The following is a 15868-nucleotide window of genomic DNA, read 5'->3' as shown; positions in this document are numbered from 1 at the left end:
TTGCGGCGGGCTCTGGCGTATCATCGGCATGCAAATGATAATCCTCTGCATAGACAGCCTTGATCGCCCAGGCTGCGACTGCCCCGAGCCACCATGAATCCGACTGCTCCGCTCTCTGCACCGCGCGTTCTAGTGGTCGACGACCATCGCAAGATTCGCGAGCCCCTGGCCGTTTACCTGCGCAAGCACGCTTTCGACGTGCGCACCGCGGAAAGCGCCGAGGGTATGTGGCAGTTGCTCGACGGCCAGCAGTTCGACGTGGTGGTGCTGGATGTGATGCTCCCTGACGGTGATGGCTTCGAACTGTGCAGCCGGTTGCACCGGCGCAACGGCGTGCCGGTGATTCTGCTGACCGCCCGCGATACCACCAGTGATCGCATCCGTGGGCTGGATCTGGGCGCCGATGATTACCTGACCAAGCCCTTCGAGCCTCGGGAGCTGGTGGCGCGCATCCACAGCGTGCTGCGCCGGCGCGGCCCGCTCAGCGCTGAGCCGGCGCCGGTCGAGTCGGCGCCGCAGCCGCTGGTGCGCCATTACCAGTTCGCCGGCCTGGCGTTTGCCAGCGGCAGTGGCAGTCTGAGTGATAGCAACGGGCAGGCGATCCGCCTGAGCACGGCGGAAGGGCGCTTGCTGCAGGTCTTTCTCGACCATCCGAATCAGGTGCTGGATCGCGCCCGACTGATCGACCTGACGGCTCGCCCGGACAGCGATGTGTTTGATCGCACCATCGACCGCCAGGTCAGCCGCCTGCGTCGCAAGCTGACCGACAGCGCCGGCTGTGACGACCTGCTGCGTACCGTGTGGGGCGGCGGTTACATGCTGGTCGCGGAGGTGACGCGCTCATGAGGTTGCTGGCGCGCCTGTGGCCGCAGCGGCTGGTTCATCAGTTGGCGGTGTTGCTGATCGTCGCGTTGCTGGCATCCCATGCTATTGCCGTCCTGCTGCTGCAGCGCACCGGCGCTTTGGTGCATCCGCTGTCCCGTGCCCAGGTACTGGAGCGTCTGGGTACCGCTTACCACGCGGCTTCGGAATTGAATCAGGGCGATGGCGAGCGCTTGCTGATATCGATGGGCGGCGTCGAGGCGCGTTTCTGGATCGCCGCCGAGGCGGATGTTCCGGGCTTCGAGATGCACCCGGAAGAGTTACGCCTGACCGCCGAGTTGGCCAATGAGCTGCAGGCTCCTGCAGGCCTGATCCATATGCAGCTCGAACGCATCGGCGGCGGGCCCGCTCGCGAAGATGTGCTGAGCCCCGCCGGCTGGGAGCCGTTGCGCCTGCGCAGCAGCATCAGGCTGCCGTCGGGGCAGTACCTCAATGCGTTGCAGCATCCATCCGGCGCCTATGAATGGAGTCGCCTGCTGGCGTATGCCTTGCCGGTGAGCATCGTGCCGATCCTGTTGATCCTGCTGTTCTTCATGGCCCGGGTGGTGCGCCCGTTCAGGACGCTGGCCGCCGCCACCGAGCGCATCAGCCGGGGCGAGCGCATCGCACCGTTGTCGCTGTTCGGCCCGCGCGAGGCGCAGGAGCTGAGCCAGGCCTTCAACCTGATGCAGGAGCGCCTGGCGCGGCACGTGGAAGGGCGTACGCGGATGCTCGCGGCGCTCAGCCATGACCTCAACACGCCTTTGACCGAGCTGCGCCTGCAGCTCGAGTTGCTCGATGACGGCCCCTTGCGCGAGGACTTGCTCGACAGCCTCGACGAGCTACGCGCGATGGTTGCCGAGACGCTGGACTTCATCCGCGACGATGCCGTGCAGGAACCGACGGTGCGTCTGTCATTGAGCGGATTGCTCGATGATCTGGCGCGGCGCTATCGCACTCTGGGTCAGCCGGTCAGTTGGCAGACGGGGCACGAGGTTTTCTGTCGTTGCCGACCGCTGGCGCTGAAGCGGGCGCTTACCAATCTGATCGACAACGCCTTGCAACATGGTGGTGATGCAGTGATCAGCCTGGAACTTACCGAAACGGGCGAGATTAGCTTGGAGATCCTCGACCACGGGCCGGGCATCGATCCCGGACGGCTGGATCAGGTGTTCGAGCCGTTCGTGCAACTGAGTGCAGGGAAAAGTACGAGAGGGCAGGGTCTCGGCTTGGCCATCGCCCGCGCGTGCGTGCAGGCCCACGGCGGCGAACTGATCCTGGAAAACCGCCCGCCTGCTGGCCTTTGCGCGGTGCTGCGTTTACCCGTGGAGGGTCGTTGAATTGCGTCGCCAGGCTGCGCTCCGATCGTTCCTCACGCTCCGCGTGGGAATGCCTGCGCAGGACGCTCTGCGTCCAATCCGGGTGCAGTGGCGGGCGCGGAGCGCCCAGGGCCGAATTCCCACGCGGAGCGTGGGAACGATCAAACATTGATGCGCTCAGCCTTGGTTTTCGGCCTTGAGGAAATCCACGAATGCCCTGAGCGGCGAGGGCACGTGGCGGCGGTCGTTGTAATACAGGTAGGGGCCATCGAATGCCTGCCACCAGTCTTCCAGTACCGGCAATAGCGTTCCCTGCTCGAACAGTGGCCCGAGGTATTCCTCGAAGGTGTACATGATGCCCACGCCACCGATAGCGGCGCCCACTTCAAGATCCTGGGACGATGAGAGCAGCGGCCCTTGCGGCGGAACACGCACGACGGCACCGTCTTTTTCGAACTCCCACACGCCCAGCTTGCCGCTTTCGAAGCGATGACCGATCAAGCGGTGGTTGAGCAGGTCTCTGGGGTGCAACGGTGTGCCGTATTTTTGCAGATAAGCAGGCGATGCGGCTGCCACGAAGCGCTGCCGGCGAGGCCCGATGGGCACCGCGATCATGTCCTTGGCGACACGTTCCTCATAGCGCACCCCCGCGTCGTAGCCGGCAGCGATGACGTCGATGAAGGTGTTGTCCATCGTCACTTCCACGCTCACACCGGGATAGCGTTCAAGAAAGGTGGGGATCAGCCGCGGCAGCACGAAGCGGGCAATCGGCACCGGGACGTTGAGGCGTAGCGTACCGACCGGGTGTAGCGCATCGTCATCGAGGTCGCTGAAGGCTGCGCCGATTTCGTCGAGGGCAGGGCGCAGCCGCTCCAGCAGCCGAGCACCCACATCCGTCGGAACTACGCTGCGCGTAGTGCGGTTGAGCAAGCGCACGCCCAGGTCGCTTTCCAGTCGGCGCACGCAATCGCTGATCGATGACGCCGACATGCCACGCTTCTGCGCCGCCACCCGGAAGCCACCGGCTTCCACGACCGCTGCAAACAGCGCGACATCCGTGAGGTTGGGCTGGCGCATGGCTATGCTGCTCCGCAGAGAAAATCAGATTGTACGAATGGCCGTACATAGCGTCCATTTTTATACGGCTTATCGCAGGTAATTCCAGGGTGAACAATGCCTCACGTCGACGCATCGCTTCGCAGCGGCTCGTCAGGTCATTACCTACGTGAGGATCGAACAATGACAAACATAACCCTGCAGATGAACCCATTGAGCGCCGTCAGCGCCGCGTGGCGCAAAGGCCTGGCAACCGTTGGCCTCGCCCTCAGTTGCATGCTGGAAGCTGGTGTCTCCAACGCCCAGAGTCAACCAAAACCGGATTGGAGCCTGGCTGACATGCCCTCGCAGAGCGGGCGTATCTTCCTCGTTACCGGCGGTACCAGCGGCATGGGCTATGAAGATGCCAAGGCCCTTGCAGCGGCTGGCGCCGAGGTGGTGATTGCTGCACGCAACCCAGAGCGCGGAAAAGAAGCCATTACCCGCATCAAACAGGAAGTTCGGGGTGCCCAAGTGCAGTTCGAGGCGGTCGATCTGGCTGATCTGGCATCGGTCAAAGCGCTGGGCGAACGCCTCAATGCGACCTTGCCGCGCCTCGATGGCCTGATCAATAACGCCGCTGTGATGGCGCCCCCAGAGCGAGCCACTTCAGCAGATGGCTTCGAGCTGCAACTGGCCACCAACTATCTGGGACATTTTGCCCTGACTGGCTATGTGCTGCCGCTGCTGCGTAAGAGCAACTCCCCTCGTGTCGTCACGCTATCCAGCATCGCGGTCGGGCGCGGCAGCATCAACTTCGCGGATCTGCAGTCCGAACAGGCCTACAACCCTTACTCATCCTATGCCCAGTCCAAGCTGGCCGTTCTGATGTGGGCCTTCGAGCTGCAACGCCGCAGCGAGACGCAAGGTTGGGGCATCCAGAGCATTGCCGCGCACCCAGGTGTTGCCGTGACCGAGCTGATCAAGCGTGGCCCAGGTCTGGATAGCGACTTTGGACGCGAATGGGCCAAGGATCGCGAGCGCTATCACTCCGCTGCCCAAGGCGCATTGCCGACCCTGTATGCAGCCACTGCGCCGAACGCGCGGGGCGGTGCTTACTACGGACCGATCGGTGAGGAGGAGAAGCGTGGGCCGCTGGGCCTGGCTACCGTACCAGCCGCGGCGAAGGACGCCGAAGCAGCGGCCCGTCTGTGGCAGGTTGCCGAACAGTTGACCGGTGTCAGCTACCGTTGAACCTCGCCGCAGGAGTGTCATCATGCTCTCAGCAACTCTGGTGCGGCGCTTCGGCGTCGCCATCAACGCCGAACGCCACGAGCTGAGTCCCGCAGTTGCGGGGTTCGCCCTGTTTTTCTGCCTGTTCTCCGGCTATTTCATGCTGCGGCCCATTCGCGAGTCGATGGGTATCATGGCCGGTATCGAGAACCTGCAATGGCTGTTCACCGCCACCTTCGTGGTCATGTTGGTGGCTGTGCCGCTGTTCGCCTGGCTCAGCTCCCGTGTGCCACGCATCCACTTCGTCGACTGGGTCTACGGGTTCTTCTGCCTGAACCTGCTGGCCTTTGCCGGGCTGTTTCAGCTAAGCGATGACAACGTCTGGCTGGCGCGGGTGTTCTACGTGTGGATCTCGGTCTACAACCTGTTCGTGGTGTCGGTGGCCTGGAGCTTGATGGCCGACGTGTTCGACGGGCATCAGGCCAAGCGGCTGTTCGCCTTCATTGCGGCTGGCGCCAGTGTCGGCGGCCTGGTGGGGCCGGCGATGAGTGCGCTGCTGGTCGGCGTTATCGGCGAGTCCGGGTTGATGCTACTGGCGGCCATGCTGTTGGGCGTCGCCCTGGCACTCAAGGCACCGCTGATGCGCTGGCGGGAGGTCGGCGGCGCTGGCAGGCCGGGCGCTGCATTGACGGAGAGCACTCGCAAGCCGGTGACGGGCAATCCATTCAGCGGCCTGACGCGGGTGCTGCAATCGCCTTACCTGTTGGCGATCGCCGGCTTCGTGGTGCTGCTCGCGACCGTGACGACCTTTCTGTACTTCGAGCAGGCGCGCCTGGTGGCTGAGCGCTTTCCTGACCGCGAGTCGCAGATCCGGGTATTCGGCATCATCGATGTGATCGTGCAGGCTGGCGCCTTGCTGTCGCAGTTGTTCATCACCGGGCGTATCGCTCAGAAACTGGGTGTGCGCATGTTGTTGGCGATCGTGCCGATATTGGTCTGCGTGGGCTTTATCGGGCTTGCCCTGGCACCGACGTTCGCCATGCTGGCGGGGCTGATGATCGTCAGACGCATTGGCGAGTACGCCTTCGTCAGGCCTGGGCGGGAAATGCTCTTCGCGCCGCTGGATGCCGAAAGCAAATACAAGGCGAAGGGTTTTATCGACACCGTCGTCTATCGGGCCGGCGATGCGATCAGCGGTTGGCTGAAAAGTGGCCTGGATATGCTCAGCCAGGGTGCGGTGCTGGTGGCAATCGTGGGTGCGCTCTGCGCATTGGTGTGGGGAGCACTCGGCTGGTACCTGGGCAGGCAGGCCGACGAGATGAGCAAACGCGCCACGCCGGAGGCGAAAGAGGGGACGAGGGTGGTGCTTGCCAGTCACTAGTGATCGTTCCCACGCGGAGCGTGGGAACGATCAAATAGCCAGCCACCATCGGCGTTGAATGGCTTTAGCCCACCACATTGATCGTTCCTCACGCTCCGCGTGGGAATGCCTTTGCAGGACGCTCCGCGTCCGACTCAGGTGCAGTAGCGGGTGCGGAGCGCTCAGGGCATCAGAAGTCCAGCGACGCGCCCAGCCAGTAGGTACGGCCATAGTTGACCGTGCCGTCGTCCTCGTCATTGAGGCGTTTGTTACCCAGGTTGTAGATGGCCGAGTTGAGCGTCAGGTTCTGCGTCAGCTTGTAAGAGCCACCGATGTCGGCAGTGGTGTAGGCGCGGGACGATTGGCCGGTCAGCGTGGCGCCATATTCCTCGCCGCTGTAGTTGGTGGCAGCCCAGGCCAGGGCTCTGTCGTTGATGTCCCAGTCGGCACGCAGGCTCGCCTTGCGCTTGGGGGTCAGGGACAGCGGCCGGCCCTTGTCGACGCCGCTTTTCTGCTCGGAATCCAGATAGGTGAAGTTACCTTTGATCGCCACGTTGGCCAGTGCCTGCCAGCTGCCGCTCAACTCCAGACCGCGGATCACCGCTTTGTCCACGTTGACTCGCTCCATCACCGTCAGGCCCTGCCACTGTTCGGCGGTGGTGACGGTGGACAGCTTGTCCTTGAAGTCGTTGTAGAACAGCGTGGCACCGGCCGACAGGTCGTCACGGTTCGACCACATCGCACTCAGCTCGTAGTTGGTGCTGCTCTCGGGCTTGAGGTTGGAGTTGCCGAACTGCACGAAGCGGTTGCGGCGTATCACCGCGTAGTCGTCGATCACAGCGCGCAGTTCGGGCGCCTTGAAGCCGCGGGCCACGCCACCTTTCAGCGTCCATTCGTTATTCAGGTGCCAGACGCCGTAGACGCGTGGATTGACGTGGCTGCCGTACTGCTCGTGATGATCCAGGCGCACGCCGGTGGTAAGGGCGAAATCGTCGGTGATCGACCACTCGTCTTCGGCGAACAGGGCCTTCTGCACCACCGAGTATTCCTCGTTCTCACGCTCGCGGGAGGTGCCGCGGTTGGCCTGGTTCCAGTCGGTCAGCGTGGCTTCGTTCCACTGCACGCCGGTGGTGGTGACGTGGTAATCGGTTGGAATCACCAGTTTGCCGTCCAGCACGCGGTTGCGGATCTCCGGCTTGCGCCCGAACACGTCGGTCTGCGCCGGTGTCGCCTTGCCCTCGCGGCTGGTGGTTTCTTCGGCGAAAGACAGCGTCGAATCCGCCCAACCCCAGCGGCCGTCGTGGGTCAGCGACCAGTGATCACGGTCGTTCTTCTGTTCGCGGGTCGACCAGTTGGCGCTGAGACCATCGCCGTTCTTCAGGCGCGAGGCGCCCGCTTCGAGCAGGAAGTCATGATTTTCGTTTGGCGTAAGAGCCAGGCGAGCGGTCAGGCTCTTGTTGTCGGACTTGGCGAAGCCTTCGTTAGCTTCGGCGTCGTCATCGGCCTGGCGGTCGAGGTAGCTGCCCCACACCTGCAGGCCAAGCACCTCGTTGATCAGTGGGCCATTGAGGTAGAACTGAGTGTTGCGGGCATTGCCCTGGTCGCTATTCGGGCGCGCCGAGTAGTCATAGGAAATGTTACCGCCCCACTCGGGCGATACCTTGCGGGTGATGATGTTGATCACCCCACCGATGGCATCCGAACCGTACAGCGACGACATCGGCCCACGCACCACTTCGATACGCTCGATGGCTGCTGTCGGCGGTACGAAGCTCTGCTCATAACCACGGTTGCCATTGACCCGCGAATCCCGCCCGCTCTGGCGTTTGCCATCGACCAGAATCAGCGTGTAGTCGCCAGGCATGCCGCGGATCTGGATATCGGTCTCGTTGGCGCCGCCATTGACCACTACACCTTCCACATCACGCACCGCATCACCGAGGTTCTGCACCGAGCGCTTACGCAGATCATCACCGCTGATCACCGTGACCGAGGCCGGAGCGTCCTCCAGGTTCTGGGCAAAGCCGGAGGCGGTCACCACCATGTCGTCCAACTCGACGGTGTCGGCATGGGCGAAGGTGCTGCCAGTGGCCAGGCAGAAAGTCGCCAGGCGAATCAGGGTGCCAATACGGCGGCGAGGGAAGGGCGCGTGCATGGAATGTTCCTTACGAATCGTTTGCAGGCGCGAATCGTATGCATCCATGGGCGTAAAGGTTGGACAAAGTGAGACAGCGTGGTCGTGAGGCTTGGGAACTTGGGTGTCTGCTGAACGTGCCGCGGACAGCAGATCTGCCGATAACCTAATCGTTGGCCTTGAAGGCTAGGTGTACCAATGCCAATTGCGGCAATGCCCGCGATCATCCATGCAGGCTTCCGCGACCGCGATTGCGGAGAAGCCAAGGAGGATCAACGTCGACATAACGCATGCCGTTATCGAGCCCCAACCACGCTTTTCGGTGCAGAACACCTTGATGGAGGCAATCAACCCCATCACTAGCAGTGCGAGCGCCATATGAGACATCAGCAGCTTGAGTATCAGCTCACCAAAGCCCCCAGGCCCATCACCGCGGATTATCAGCGCCTCTCTGATGAATAGAGAAAACAGAGCCGAGTTGAATAGGTTGTAGGCCAGGCATGCCACCAACGCTCTTGGGTTTTTCCGGCTGCCATTAAACGGGCTGCTTGTCGGTTCGCCGGTATGCCTGCACGGCGTTGGCTTGGGACGCTTTAACATGGCGCTAATATTTCACCCGGATGCCTTCGCCACAGCGGGCGGTAAAACGCTCCAGACGATCACGGCGCTCCATGTCATCGCTGTGATCCTGATTCGACAGTCTGTTGGCGTGCCTTATGGCTGCGTTGAACGACGCCTCTTCGCTGGCGGAGGCAGATTCAAAGGCGCCCCGAACCCTATGGTATTCGTCGAACTGCGCGTCCCAGCTTCTGAACACCAGGTTGTATTGATGGTCCTCGTCGTCTTCATCGTATTGGGCAGTATCGACTTCCAGGGCGACACGGCCTCCGAAGTTAGGCACGGGCGAGCGCAACGCTACCCAGGCCATGCTGGTATCGGGCGAAAACCTCACCACGACAAGCCCCGGTTGCCACTCCACGCACCAGTAGATGTCTTCACCGCTGAGTAGGTAGCTGTAACGAGCACCGGTTTGCAGTATCGCTGCCGGCCCGTCGAGATACTCCTCATCGCTCAGCGGTTGCAGATGAGGGATCACGCAGCGGGTGAGATAGCCAGCGTCTTCTGGCGCGACCGGGCCGGTGTAGAGACCGTCGGGGCATGATTGTTCACTGATGGGTACGATGTACTTCATAGGCGGCATTGAATCTTGAAAGATTGGTTCAGTAAGGAGCGCAGTGGACACGCTTCGCGTTGGCTTCGCGCCCCGATCCACCCTATGTGTCCGGGCTATTTAGTCACTGCACGGGCACCGTGTACCACTGCCTGGCTCTGAGAATTATCGTTCGCTCCGGGATTTCGACGTCCGTATCGCCGAAGGTCACTTTGCCCAGGTGCAAGATCCAGCGCGATCCTGCCTCTGGTGGCGAAGTATCGAAACGCACATCAACGCCGCCATGCACTCCGCCGCTGTCGTTGGGGTTCACTGCTGGTTCCCGTACGGCGATATCCGGAATTTTCCCTGCCCATGGCAGCCCAGGCGGTATGTTTTCCGCGTCCGGGCTGGTTATGTAAAGCGTTGGCGTGATGCGTTCGCCGTTTTCCTTTTTTATATAGGCGTCTTTGGCTGAGTAACTCATAGAGGCCGAGCCTCTTTTGAAGTCATTCACATACAGATAGATCCAGGTGCTGGACGTGTCTACATAATGAATTTTCGTGGCGAGCTCGAAGGGCTGCGGCGTGCCCCCGGTGCTGATTGTAAATCTGTGAACACTTGGCCATGCGGCCTCGCCCTCGAACCAGGGTTGAGGCGGTGTTGAACCGATGCAGGCACTGAGCAAAAAACAAAGCGCATAAACAGTGCTGATCTTCCATGGCTTGCACATGACTACCTCTGCGGCCGACGTTTGGTTGAGGAGCTTTAGCCCGCGTCAGGAAACAGTATGGCGTATTAGCTACAGGCGCCAGCGAGTACTCAGCTCTCAGGCAAAACGGCTGGTGCCTCGCTCGCCTCATTGGCCAGTTTCAGCCTGTCAGCTTTGCAGATGTATTTAGGCTTGTTCTTAGGCGCCAGTTTGGCATTGGCCTTTTTGGCGTGAGCCTCTAACAGCTGCTTTATCTTCTTGCGGCGGTTCATGGTCTACCTGCTTTGAGGCCAGAGGGCCTGATACAAAAACGCCCATTGAACCAGGCTGACGCGGTGCGTCATTCCCGACCCAATGGGCGTTTGTCGTGAGGGTAGGGGTTAAACCCGCTCAGCCCACATATCGTATTCATCGGCATCGACGATACGCACGCGTACCTTGTCGCCCGGTTGGAAGTCGGTGCCTTCGATGAAGACGCTGCCGTCGATTTCCGGGGCATCGGCGCAGGAGCGGGCTACCGCGCCCTGGTCGTCGACTTCGTCGATCAGCACGTCCATTTCGCGGCCAATCTTCATCTGCAGGCGTGCGGTGCTGATCGCCTGTTGGTGGGCCATGAAGCGATCCCAGCGATCCTGTTTGACGTCATCCGGGACGATATCTACATCCAGATCGTTAGCCGGCGCGCCTTCTACCGGCGAGTACTGGAAGCAGCCGACGCGGTCGAGCTGGGCTTCGGTCAGCCAGTCGAGCAGGTACTGGAAGTCTTCTTCGGTTTCGCCGGGGAAGCCGACGATGAAGGTCGAACGGATGGTCAGATCCGGGCACTGCTCGCGCCACGACTTGATGCGCGCCAGGGTGCGGTCTTCGAAGGCCGGGCGCTTCATCAGTTTGAGTACGCGCGGGCTGGCGTGCTGGAAGGGGATGTCCAGGTACGGCAGGATCTTGCCAGCAGCCATCAGCGGGATGATGTCGTCGACGTTGGGGTACGGGTACACGTAATGCAGGCGCACCCACACGCCCATGCTGGAGAGCGCTTCGCAGAGCTCTTTCATGCGCGTTTTGACCGGCTGGCCGTTCCAGAAGTCGGTCTTGTACTTGAGGTCGACGCCGTAGGCGCTGGTGTCCTGGCTGATCACCAGCAGTTCCTTGACGCCTGCCTTGACCAGGCGCTCGGCCTCGCCCAGCACGTCGCCCACCGGACGGCTGACCAGCTTGCCGCGCATCGACGGGATGATGCAGAAGCTGCAACTGTGGTTACAGCCTTCGGAAATCTTCAGGTAGGCGTAATGGCGCGGTGTGAGTTTGACGCCCTGCGGTGGGATCAGGTCGATCAGCGGGTTGTGATCCTGGCGTGGCGGCACCACGTCATGCACGGCGTTGACCACCTGCTCGTATTGCTGCGGACCGGTGACCGACAGCACGCTGGGGTGCACCTGACGGATCGCGCCTTCTTCGACGCCCATGCAGCCAGTGACGATGACCTTGCCATTCTCCTTGATCGCTTCACCGATCACTTCCAGCGACTCGGCCTTGGCACTGTCGATAAAGCCACAGGTGTTGACCACCACCACGTCGGCGTCCTGGTAGGTCGGCACCACTTCGTACCCTTCCATGCGCAACTGGGTGAGGATGCGTTCGGAGTCGACGAGTGCTTTCGGGCAGCCGAGCGAAACGAAGCCGACTTTCGGCGTGGCGGTGGTGGTCATGCGGGCGAACCTCAGGCTGGGGTGATGCGGGCGCTGGAGCGCCTCTGATCAAAAAGTGCGCAATTCTAGCGGCATGGCTGCGCTAACACCAGCGTCGTACGTCGATTGCGTGCGCCTGCCGCTATTCGTTTGGCCGCAGTCAGTGAGTGCTGCCCTGGCGTTTCTGGATCGCAGCGATAAGTCGCTGGGCCAGCGCAGGGTAATCCTTGTCGTAGTGGTGCCCACCTGGCAACTGCAGGCTCTCGCCCACGGCTTCGGCCTGGGTGCAGCCGCTTTCGGCCGTTTCTTCGGTGCCATAGACGCACAGCACCTTTTCAGCAGGGAGCTTGGCCAGTTCTGGCCCGGTGGCCGCTTCGCTGGCGTCTTTGCCGAGCCAGCCCTGAACGCGTATTTCGAAAGCGCCGCTGCGCGCCAGGGCCAACAGCAGCACGGCGTCGACCTGACTCTTGTCGCTGTCCGGCAGGCGGTTGTACAGCGCCGGCATCACATCGGCGCCGAAGGAGTAGCCGATCAGCACGAAGCGTTTGGCGTGCCATTTCTCCCGGTACTCGCGCATCAATTCGGAGAGGTCGCTGGCGGCTTGTTCGGGGCTCTTGCGCTGCCAGAAATAGCGCAGGGTGTCGACGCCGACCACCGGGTAGCCACGCTCAGCCATCTGTTCGGCGACTGCCTTGTCCAGGTCACGCCAGCCGCCGTCACCCGAGTAGAACAGGCTTACCGTATCACCGGGCTGGGCTGCCGGCACTTCGACTACCGGCAGCGCATCGCTGGCGCCTTGCAGCAAGCGACGCAGTTGCGCCGTGAGCAGCGCCTTGGGCGCGGTCTGGTAGTCGCCGATCAGGGTTTCAGCGTTGCCCTGCTGGCGTACGAAGCGGGCGCTGGCGTCATCCGGGTTGTCGTTCCATACGGCCAGCCAGTGGCCGTGGGCACTGCTGGCCGGGGGAGGTGTGTCGCAATCGGGCTTGGAGAGCGAGAAGCCGACCGACAGGGCCTGAGCCTTGTCGTCGGTCTGGGCGGCAAGCCAGCGCCAGGAGAGCATGGCGGCATTGTCGCTGCCAGCGAACAGGTTCACTGGGCCGTCCATCAGTGCAGTGGCTTCTTCCAGGCGCTTGGCCTGCGCTTCACAGCTCTGCTGCGTGGCTTGGTACTGACCGATCATGGCGTGATTGGATTGCGCCAGCTCCAGCAGTTCGGCATCGCCAAGTTGCTGGTCGGCGGGCAGGGCCAAGAGCACGCGGCGTTGCACCCTATCGCCCGGTGTGGCGAGCATCAGGTCGCCGCCGGAGGCCAGCGGCTGGCGTGCCAGGCTGGCTTCGGCGGGCGGCCGCAGCCAGTAGTAGAGGCCGCCAGCGACCAGCAAGAGCAGGAGGATCAGTATCGGTATCAGGCGTTTGGCAGTACGGGTCATCAACGTTTCACCAGTCCGGTAAAACCACCGGCGATCAGCGCGGCGGTATCGGTCAGCGCCACCAGCGGATCGAGCCCGGCAGGTACGGCCATGTAGCGGGGTTCCCAGTCCGGCTGGAACTTGTCCTTGAAGCGGCGCAGGCCCTGGAAGTTGTAGAACGCCTCACCGCGTTGGAACACCAGGGCGCCAAGACGCTGGGCCAGCGGCGCACCGCGACGTGGCTGCAGCCCGGAAAGCGGCACCATGCCAAGGCTGAAGCGGGCGAAGCCGGCTGCCTTGAAATGCAGGATCAAGCCGAGCATGAGGAATTCCATGGTCAGCTTTGGTGCATCCGGCAGCACACGCATCAGATCGAGAGTGGCGAGGTCCCGGCTGTCGGTCTCCAGCAGATTGGCGAAGGCCACGGCGCGGCCTTCGACTCGCGCGACGACGATGCGGAAGTGGCGCAGATAGGCGGGATCGAAACGACCGAGGGAAAAGCCTTTCTCGCGCATCTGCTTGCCGTTCAGCCAGGCGTCGGAGATGCCGCGCAATTCGTCCAGAGGCGCTTGGCCGGGCTCGAAGAATTCCAGCGCCAGGCCGTCGCGCTGCCCGCGGTTCCAGGTGTAGCGCAGATCTTTCATGGTCTTGCCGGTGCTTTCCAGGTCGAAGCGATTCAGGTCGACCCGAGCTTCTTCACCCAGCTTGATGGCGGTCAGGCCAATGTCCATGTACAGCGGCAGGTTCTCGGCGCGCACTTGGTAAAACACCGGGCGAGTGTGATGGCGGTCGCACAGGTCGCGGAATTGCCAGACCAGTTCGGCACGCCGCTGCGCCGTGCCGATGGGGTCGAACAGGGCGACCATGCTACGGGCGCGGCGCGAGTACATCAGGAAGGCATCGCCCTCCGGGTGTACCAGCAGGGCCTTGTCGCCGGTCAGCGCCAGGCCGCCATCGGCCTGGCCAGAGGCCTTGACGATCTGCGCTGCGCGATCCAGTTCTTCGCTGCTCGGCAGGGTGATGGCCGGTGGTGCGGCGCGCAGCAGCCAGGCGAGGAAGACCACGCCGAGCAGCAGCACGCAACCGAGGGCGGCACGCAGGCCACGTGGTGCGTCAGCGTTGACCGCGAACTGCCACCACAGCTGGTGTTCGTAGGGCACGTCCTGATAGGCGAAGAACAGCAGCCAGATGGAGGCGCCGAGCACGCAGGCGCTGGCCGCCAGGTGCCAGGGCGAGAAGGGAAGCTCCATGATGCGGCTGGGGCGATAGAAGTAGGGGCGGAACAAGGCCAGCAGGCCAGCGGTGATGCTCAGCAGCAACGCTTCCTCCCAGTCGAAGCCCTTGAGCAGCGACAGCACCGCACCGGTGATCAATAGCCCGAGGGTCATCGCCCAGGCCGCAGAGAGACGACGGCGCAGCCCTTGGGCCAGCAGCAGGCAGAGCAGGCCGATCAGGCTGGCGCCGAAGTGCGAGGCATCGATCAGTCGGTGCGGAATGAGAAAGTCGAGAATCTCCAGGCGTTCGTCCAGGCTCGGCGTCGCGCCAGAGAACAGCAGCACCATCCCCGAGATGAACACCAGCAGCGCCAGGACTGGGGCGGCAAGGCCGCTGGCGGCTCGAATCGCCTGGCGGGCATCGACCAAGCGGCGCAGCTCCATGGCCAACAAGAGCAAGCACGCCACCAGCAACGGCAGCACGATATAGATGAGGCGATACAGCAGCAGCGCCGCCGCCAATGGAGCGGCGCCGAGCTCGTTGGCGAAAGCTGCCAGCAGCACCGCTTCGAATACTCCCACACCGCCGGGCACGTGGCTGAGCACACCAGCGGCCAGCGCCAGCAGGTAGACCAGCAGGAAGGTGGTGAAGGGCGGCGCTTCGGGCAGCAGCAGATACAGCACACCCGCTGCGGCGCTGACATCTATCAGGGTGATCAGTACTTGGAGTAGGCTCAGGCGTGTGTCGGGCAGGCGCAGCAGGTGCCTGTGCAGGCGCACGGTGACGCAATCCGGGGCCGGTCGCTCCGTGAGGCGAGCACGATGCAAAGCCACAAGCAGTGCCGCGCCAAGGGCCAGAAGCACCAGGCAGAGGCCGATCAATACCGGGGTTGGCAGGTGCAGGGCGGCGGCCGCTGCACCTGGATCAGCCAGGGCCGCGAGGGCTGCCAGCAGGGGCAGGGCGCAGCCGAGTGACAGGCTGGCGAATACCGTCATGCGCGCCACATCGCCAGCGCCGATGCCGTGGCGGGCATACAGGCGATAGCGAATCGAACCACCGGAAAGCATCGACAGGCCGACCGCATTGCCGATGGCGAATGCGCAGAAGCCGCCGGTGGCCAGTGTGCGGGCTGGCAGGCTGACGGCTGCGTAGCGGCTGGCCGACCATTCGTAACCGAGCAGGGCGATGAAACCCAGTACGGTCAGGCCAACGGCGCCGAACAGATTCACGGTCGGCACGGCCAGGATGGATTGGTGCAGAGCACTGGGGTCGAGCTCATCGAGCAGGTGCCGGCAGGCGAGCAGCGCCACCACGAACAGCAGCAGCGCGACACTCAGCCCCAGCGGCTGGCGGTATCGATCCAGGCGTTGGCGCCATAACAGGAGTTGAGATTTGGGCAGGGAAGGTGGGGCAGTAGCGTCGGAGCTGGCGCGCATCGGATACCTCTTGGGTAGTGCGGCTCAGATTGGAAGGCGGAAGCCAAGTTTCTTTGTGTGACAAATAATGTATGGGTACAGGCGTGCCGCTTCAAGGTGTCCATGCCGGACGCCATGAAAGATTTATCTGCAAGAAGAGGATAGTGCTTCAGGTAGGGTTGTGCAGGTGATGCCCAGACGTTTTCAGGCGCCCATAAAACAAAAGCCCCAACAGCTAGGCTGTCAGGGCTTTCGTTTCGAAGGTGGTTGCGGGAGCCGGATTTGAACCGACGACCTTCGGGTTATGAGCCCGACGAGCTACCAGACTGCTCCATCCCGCG

At 62.6% G+C, this 15868-nt stretch carries 13 protein-coding genes and 1 tRNA gene; 4 read left to right on the top strand and 10 right to left on the bottom strand.

Translation table 11 applies throughout. From position 1 onward, the window contains the following. The first annotated feature begins 93 nt into the window (after positions 1-93). Positions 94-846, top strand: coding sequence for a response regulator transcription factor (locus tag ACZ3GY_RS13950; protein WP_465910576.1), 753 nt, complete (start codon positions 94-96; stop codon positions 844-846). Positions 847-875: 29 nt separating this feature from the next. Next, positions 876-2201, top strand: a complete 1326-nt coding sequence (locus ACZ3GY_RS13945) for an ATP-binding protein (protein ID WP_465911043.1) — start codon at positions 876-878, stop codon at positions 2199-2201. 156 nt (positions 2202-2357) lie between these two features. Here the strand turns inward: ACZ3GY_RS13945 and ACZ3GY_RS13940 are convergent, their stop codons facing one another. Continuing rightward, positions 2358-3257 (bottom strand): LysR family transcriptional regulator, encoded by a 900-nt coding sequence (locus ACZ3GY_RS13940; RefSeq protein WP_092364169.1) that lies wholly within the window; start codon positions 3255-3257, stop codon positions 2358-2360. Positions 3258-3512: 255 nt separating this feature from the next. On the opposite strand from ACZ3GY_RS13940, the gene ACZ3GY_RS13935 reads away from it, so the two are divergent. Both ACZ3GY_RS13935 and ACZ3GY_RS13930 read left to right on the top strand, forming a co-directional pair. Then, a complete protein-coding gene (locus tag ACZ3GY_RS13935) occupies positions 3513-4469 on the top strand; it encodes an SDR family oxidoreductase (protein WP_465911042.1) in 957 nt (318 codons plus the stop codon). Between the two features lie 22 nt (positions 4470-4491). Then, positions 4492-5829 carry an NTP/NDP exchange transporter gene (locus tag ACZ3GY_RS13930; protein WP_465910575.1) on the top strand — a complete coding sequence of 446 codons (1338 nt, stop codon included), beginning with the start codon at positions 4492-4494 and terminating at the stop codon, positions 5827-5829. A 169-nt stretch (positions 5830-5998) separates the two neighbouring features. Here ACZ3GY_RS13930 and ACZ3GY_RS13925 read toward each other — a convergent pair whose 3' ends face one another. The 9 genes from ACZ3GY_RS13925 to ACZ3GY_RS13885 all read right to left on the bottom strand — a co-directional run bounded on the left by ACZ3GY_RS13925 (position 5999) and on the right by ACZ3GY_RS13885 (position 15868). Then, positions 5999-7963, bottom strand: a complete 1965-nt coding sequence (locus ACZ3GY_RS13925; RefSeq protein ID WP_465910574.1) for a TonB-dependent receptor domain-containing protein — start codon at positions 7961-7963, stop codon at positions 5999-6001. A 165-nt stretch (positions 7964-8128) separates the two neighbouring features. Further along, positions 8129-8542 (bottom strand): hypothetical protein, encoded by a 414-nt coding sequence (locus ACZ3GY_RS13920; RefSeq protein WP_465910573.1) that lies wholly within the window; start codon positions 8540-8542, stop codon positions 8129-8131. Between the two features lie 4 nt (positions 8543-8546). Then, complete coding sequence (locus ACZ3GY_RS13915) at positions 8547-9134, bottom strand: hypothetical protein (RefSeq protein WP_465910571.1); 588 nt, start codon at positions 9132-9134, stop codon at positions 8547-8549. 103 nt (positions 9135-9237) lie between these two features. Then, positions 9238-9825 (bottom strand): hypothetical protein, encoded by a 588-nt coding sequence (locus ACZ3GY_RS13910; protein WP_465910570.1) that lies wholly within the window; start codon positions 9823-9825, stop codon positions 9238-9240. A gap of 89 nt (positions 9826-9914) precedes the next feature. After that, positions 9915-10076: a DUF2986 domain-containing protein gene (locus tag ACZ3GY_RS13905; protein ID WP_465910569.1), complete on the bottom strand. Its 162-nt coding sequence runs from the start codon at positions 10074-10076 to the stop codon at positions 9915-9917. Between the two features lie 108 nt (positions 10077-10184). Further along, positions 10185-11510: a 30S ribosomal protein S12 methylthiotransferase RimO gene (gene rimO / locus ACZ3GY_RS13900; RefSeq protein ID WP_465910568.1), complete on the bottom strand. Its 1326-nt coding sequence runs from the start codon at positions 11508-11510 to the stop codon at positions 10185-10187. 139 nt (positions 11511-11649) lie between these two features. Next, positions 11650-12918, bottom strand: coding sequence for a virulence factor family protein (locus ACZ3GY_RS13895; RefSeq protein ID WP_465910567.1), 1269 nt, complete (start codon positions 12916-12918; stop codon positions 11650-11652). Next, on the bottom strand, positions 12918-15548 hold the full coding sequence (gene mprF, locus ACZ3GY_RS13890) for a bifunctional lysylphosphatidylglycerol flippase/synthetase MprF (protein WP_465910565.1): 2631 nt from the start codon (positions 15546-15548) through the stop codon (positions 12918-12920). Before mprF ends, ACZ3GY_RS13895 begins: the two co-directional genes overlap by 1 nt. A gap of 243 nt (positions 15549-15791) precedes the next feature. Further along, a tRNA-Met gene (locus tag ACZ3GY_RS13885) sits at positions 15792-15868 on the bottom strand.

The sequence above is a fragment of the Pseudomonas sp. PME37.24/006 genome, assembly GCF_055556635.1.
Note: the sequence above shows the minus strand (reverse complement) of the source record. Positions and strands in the feature narration are given on the sequence as shown.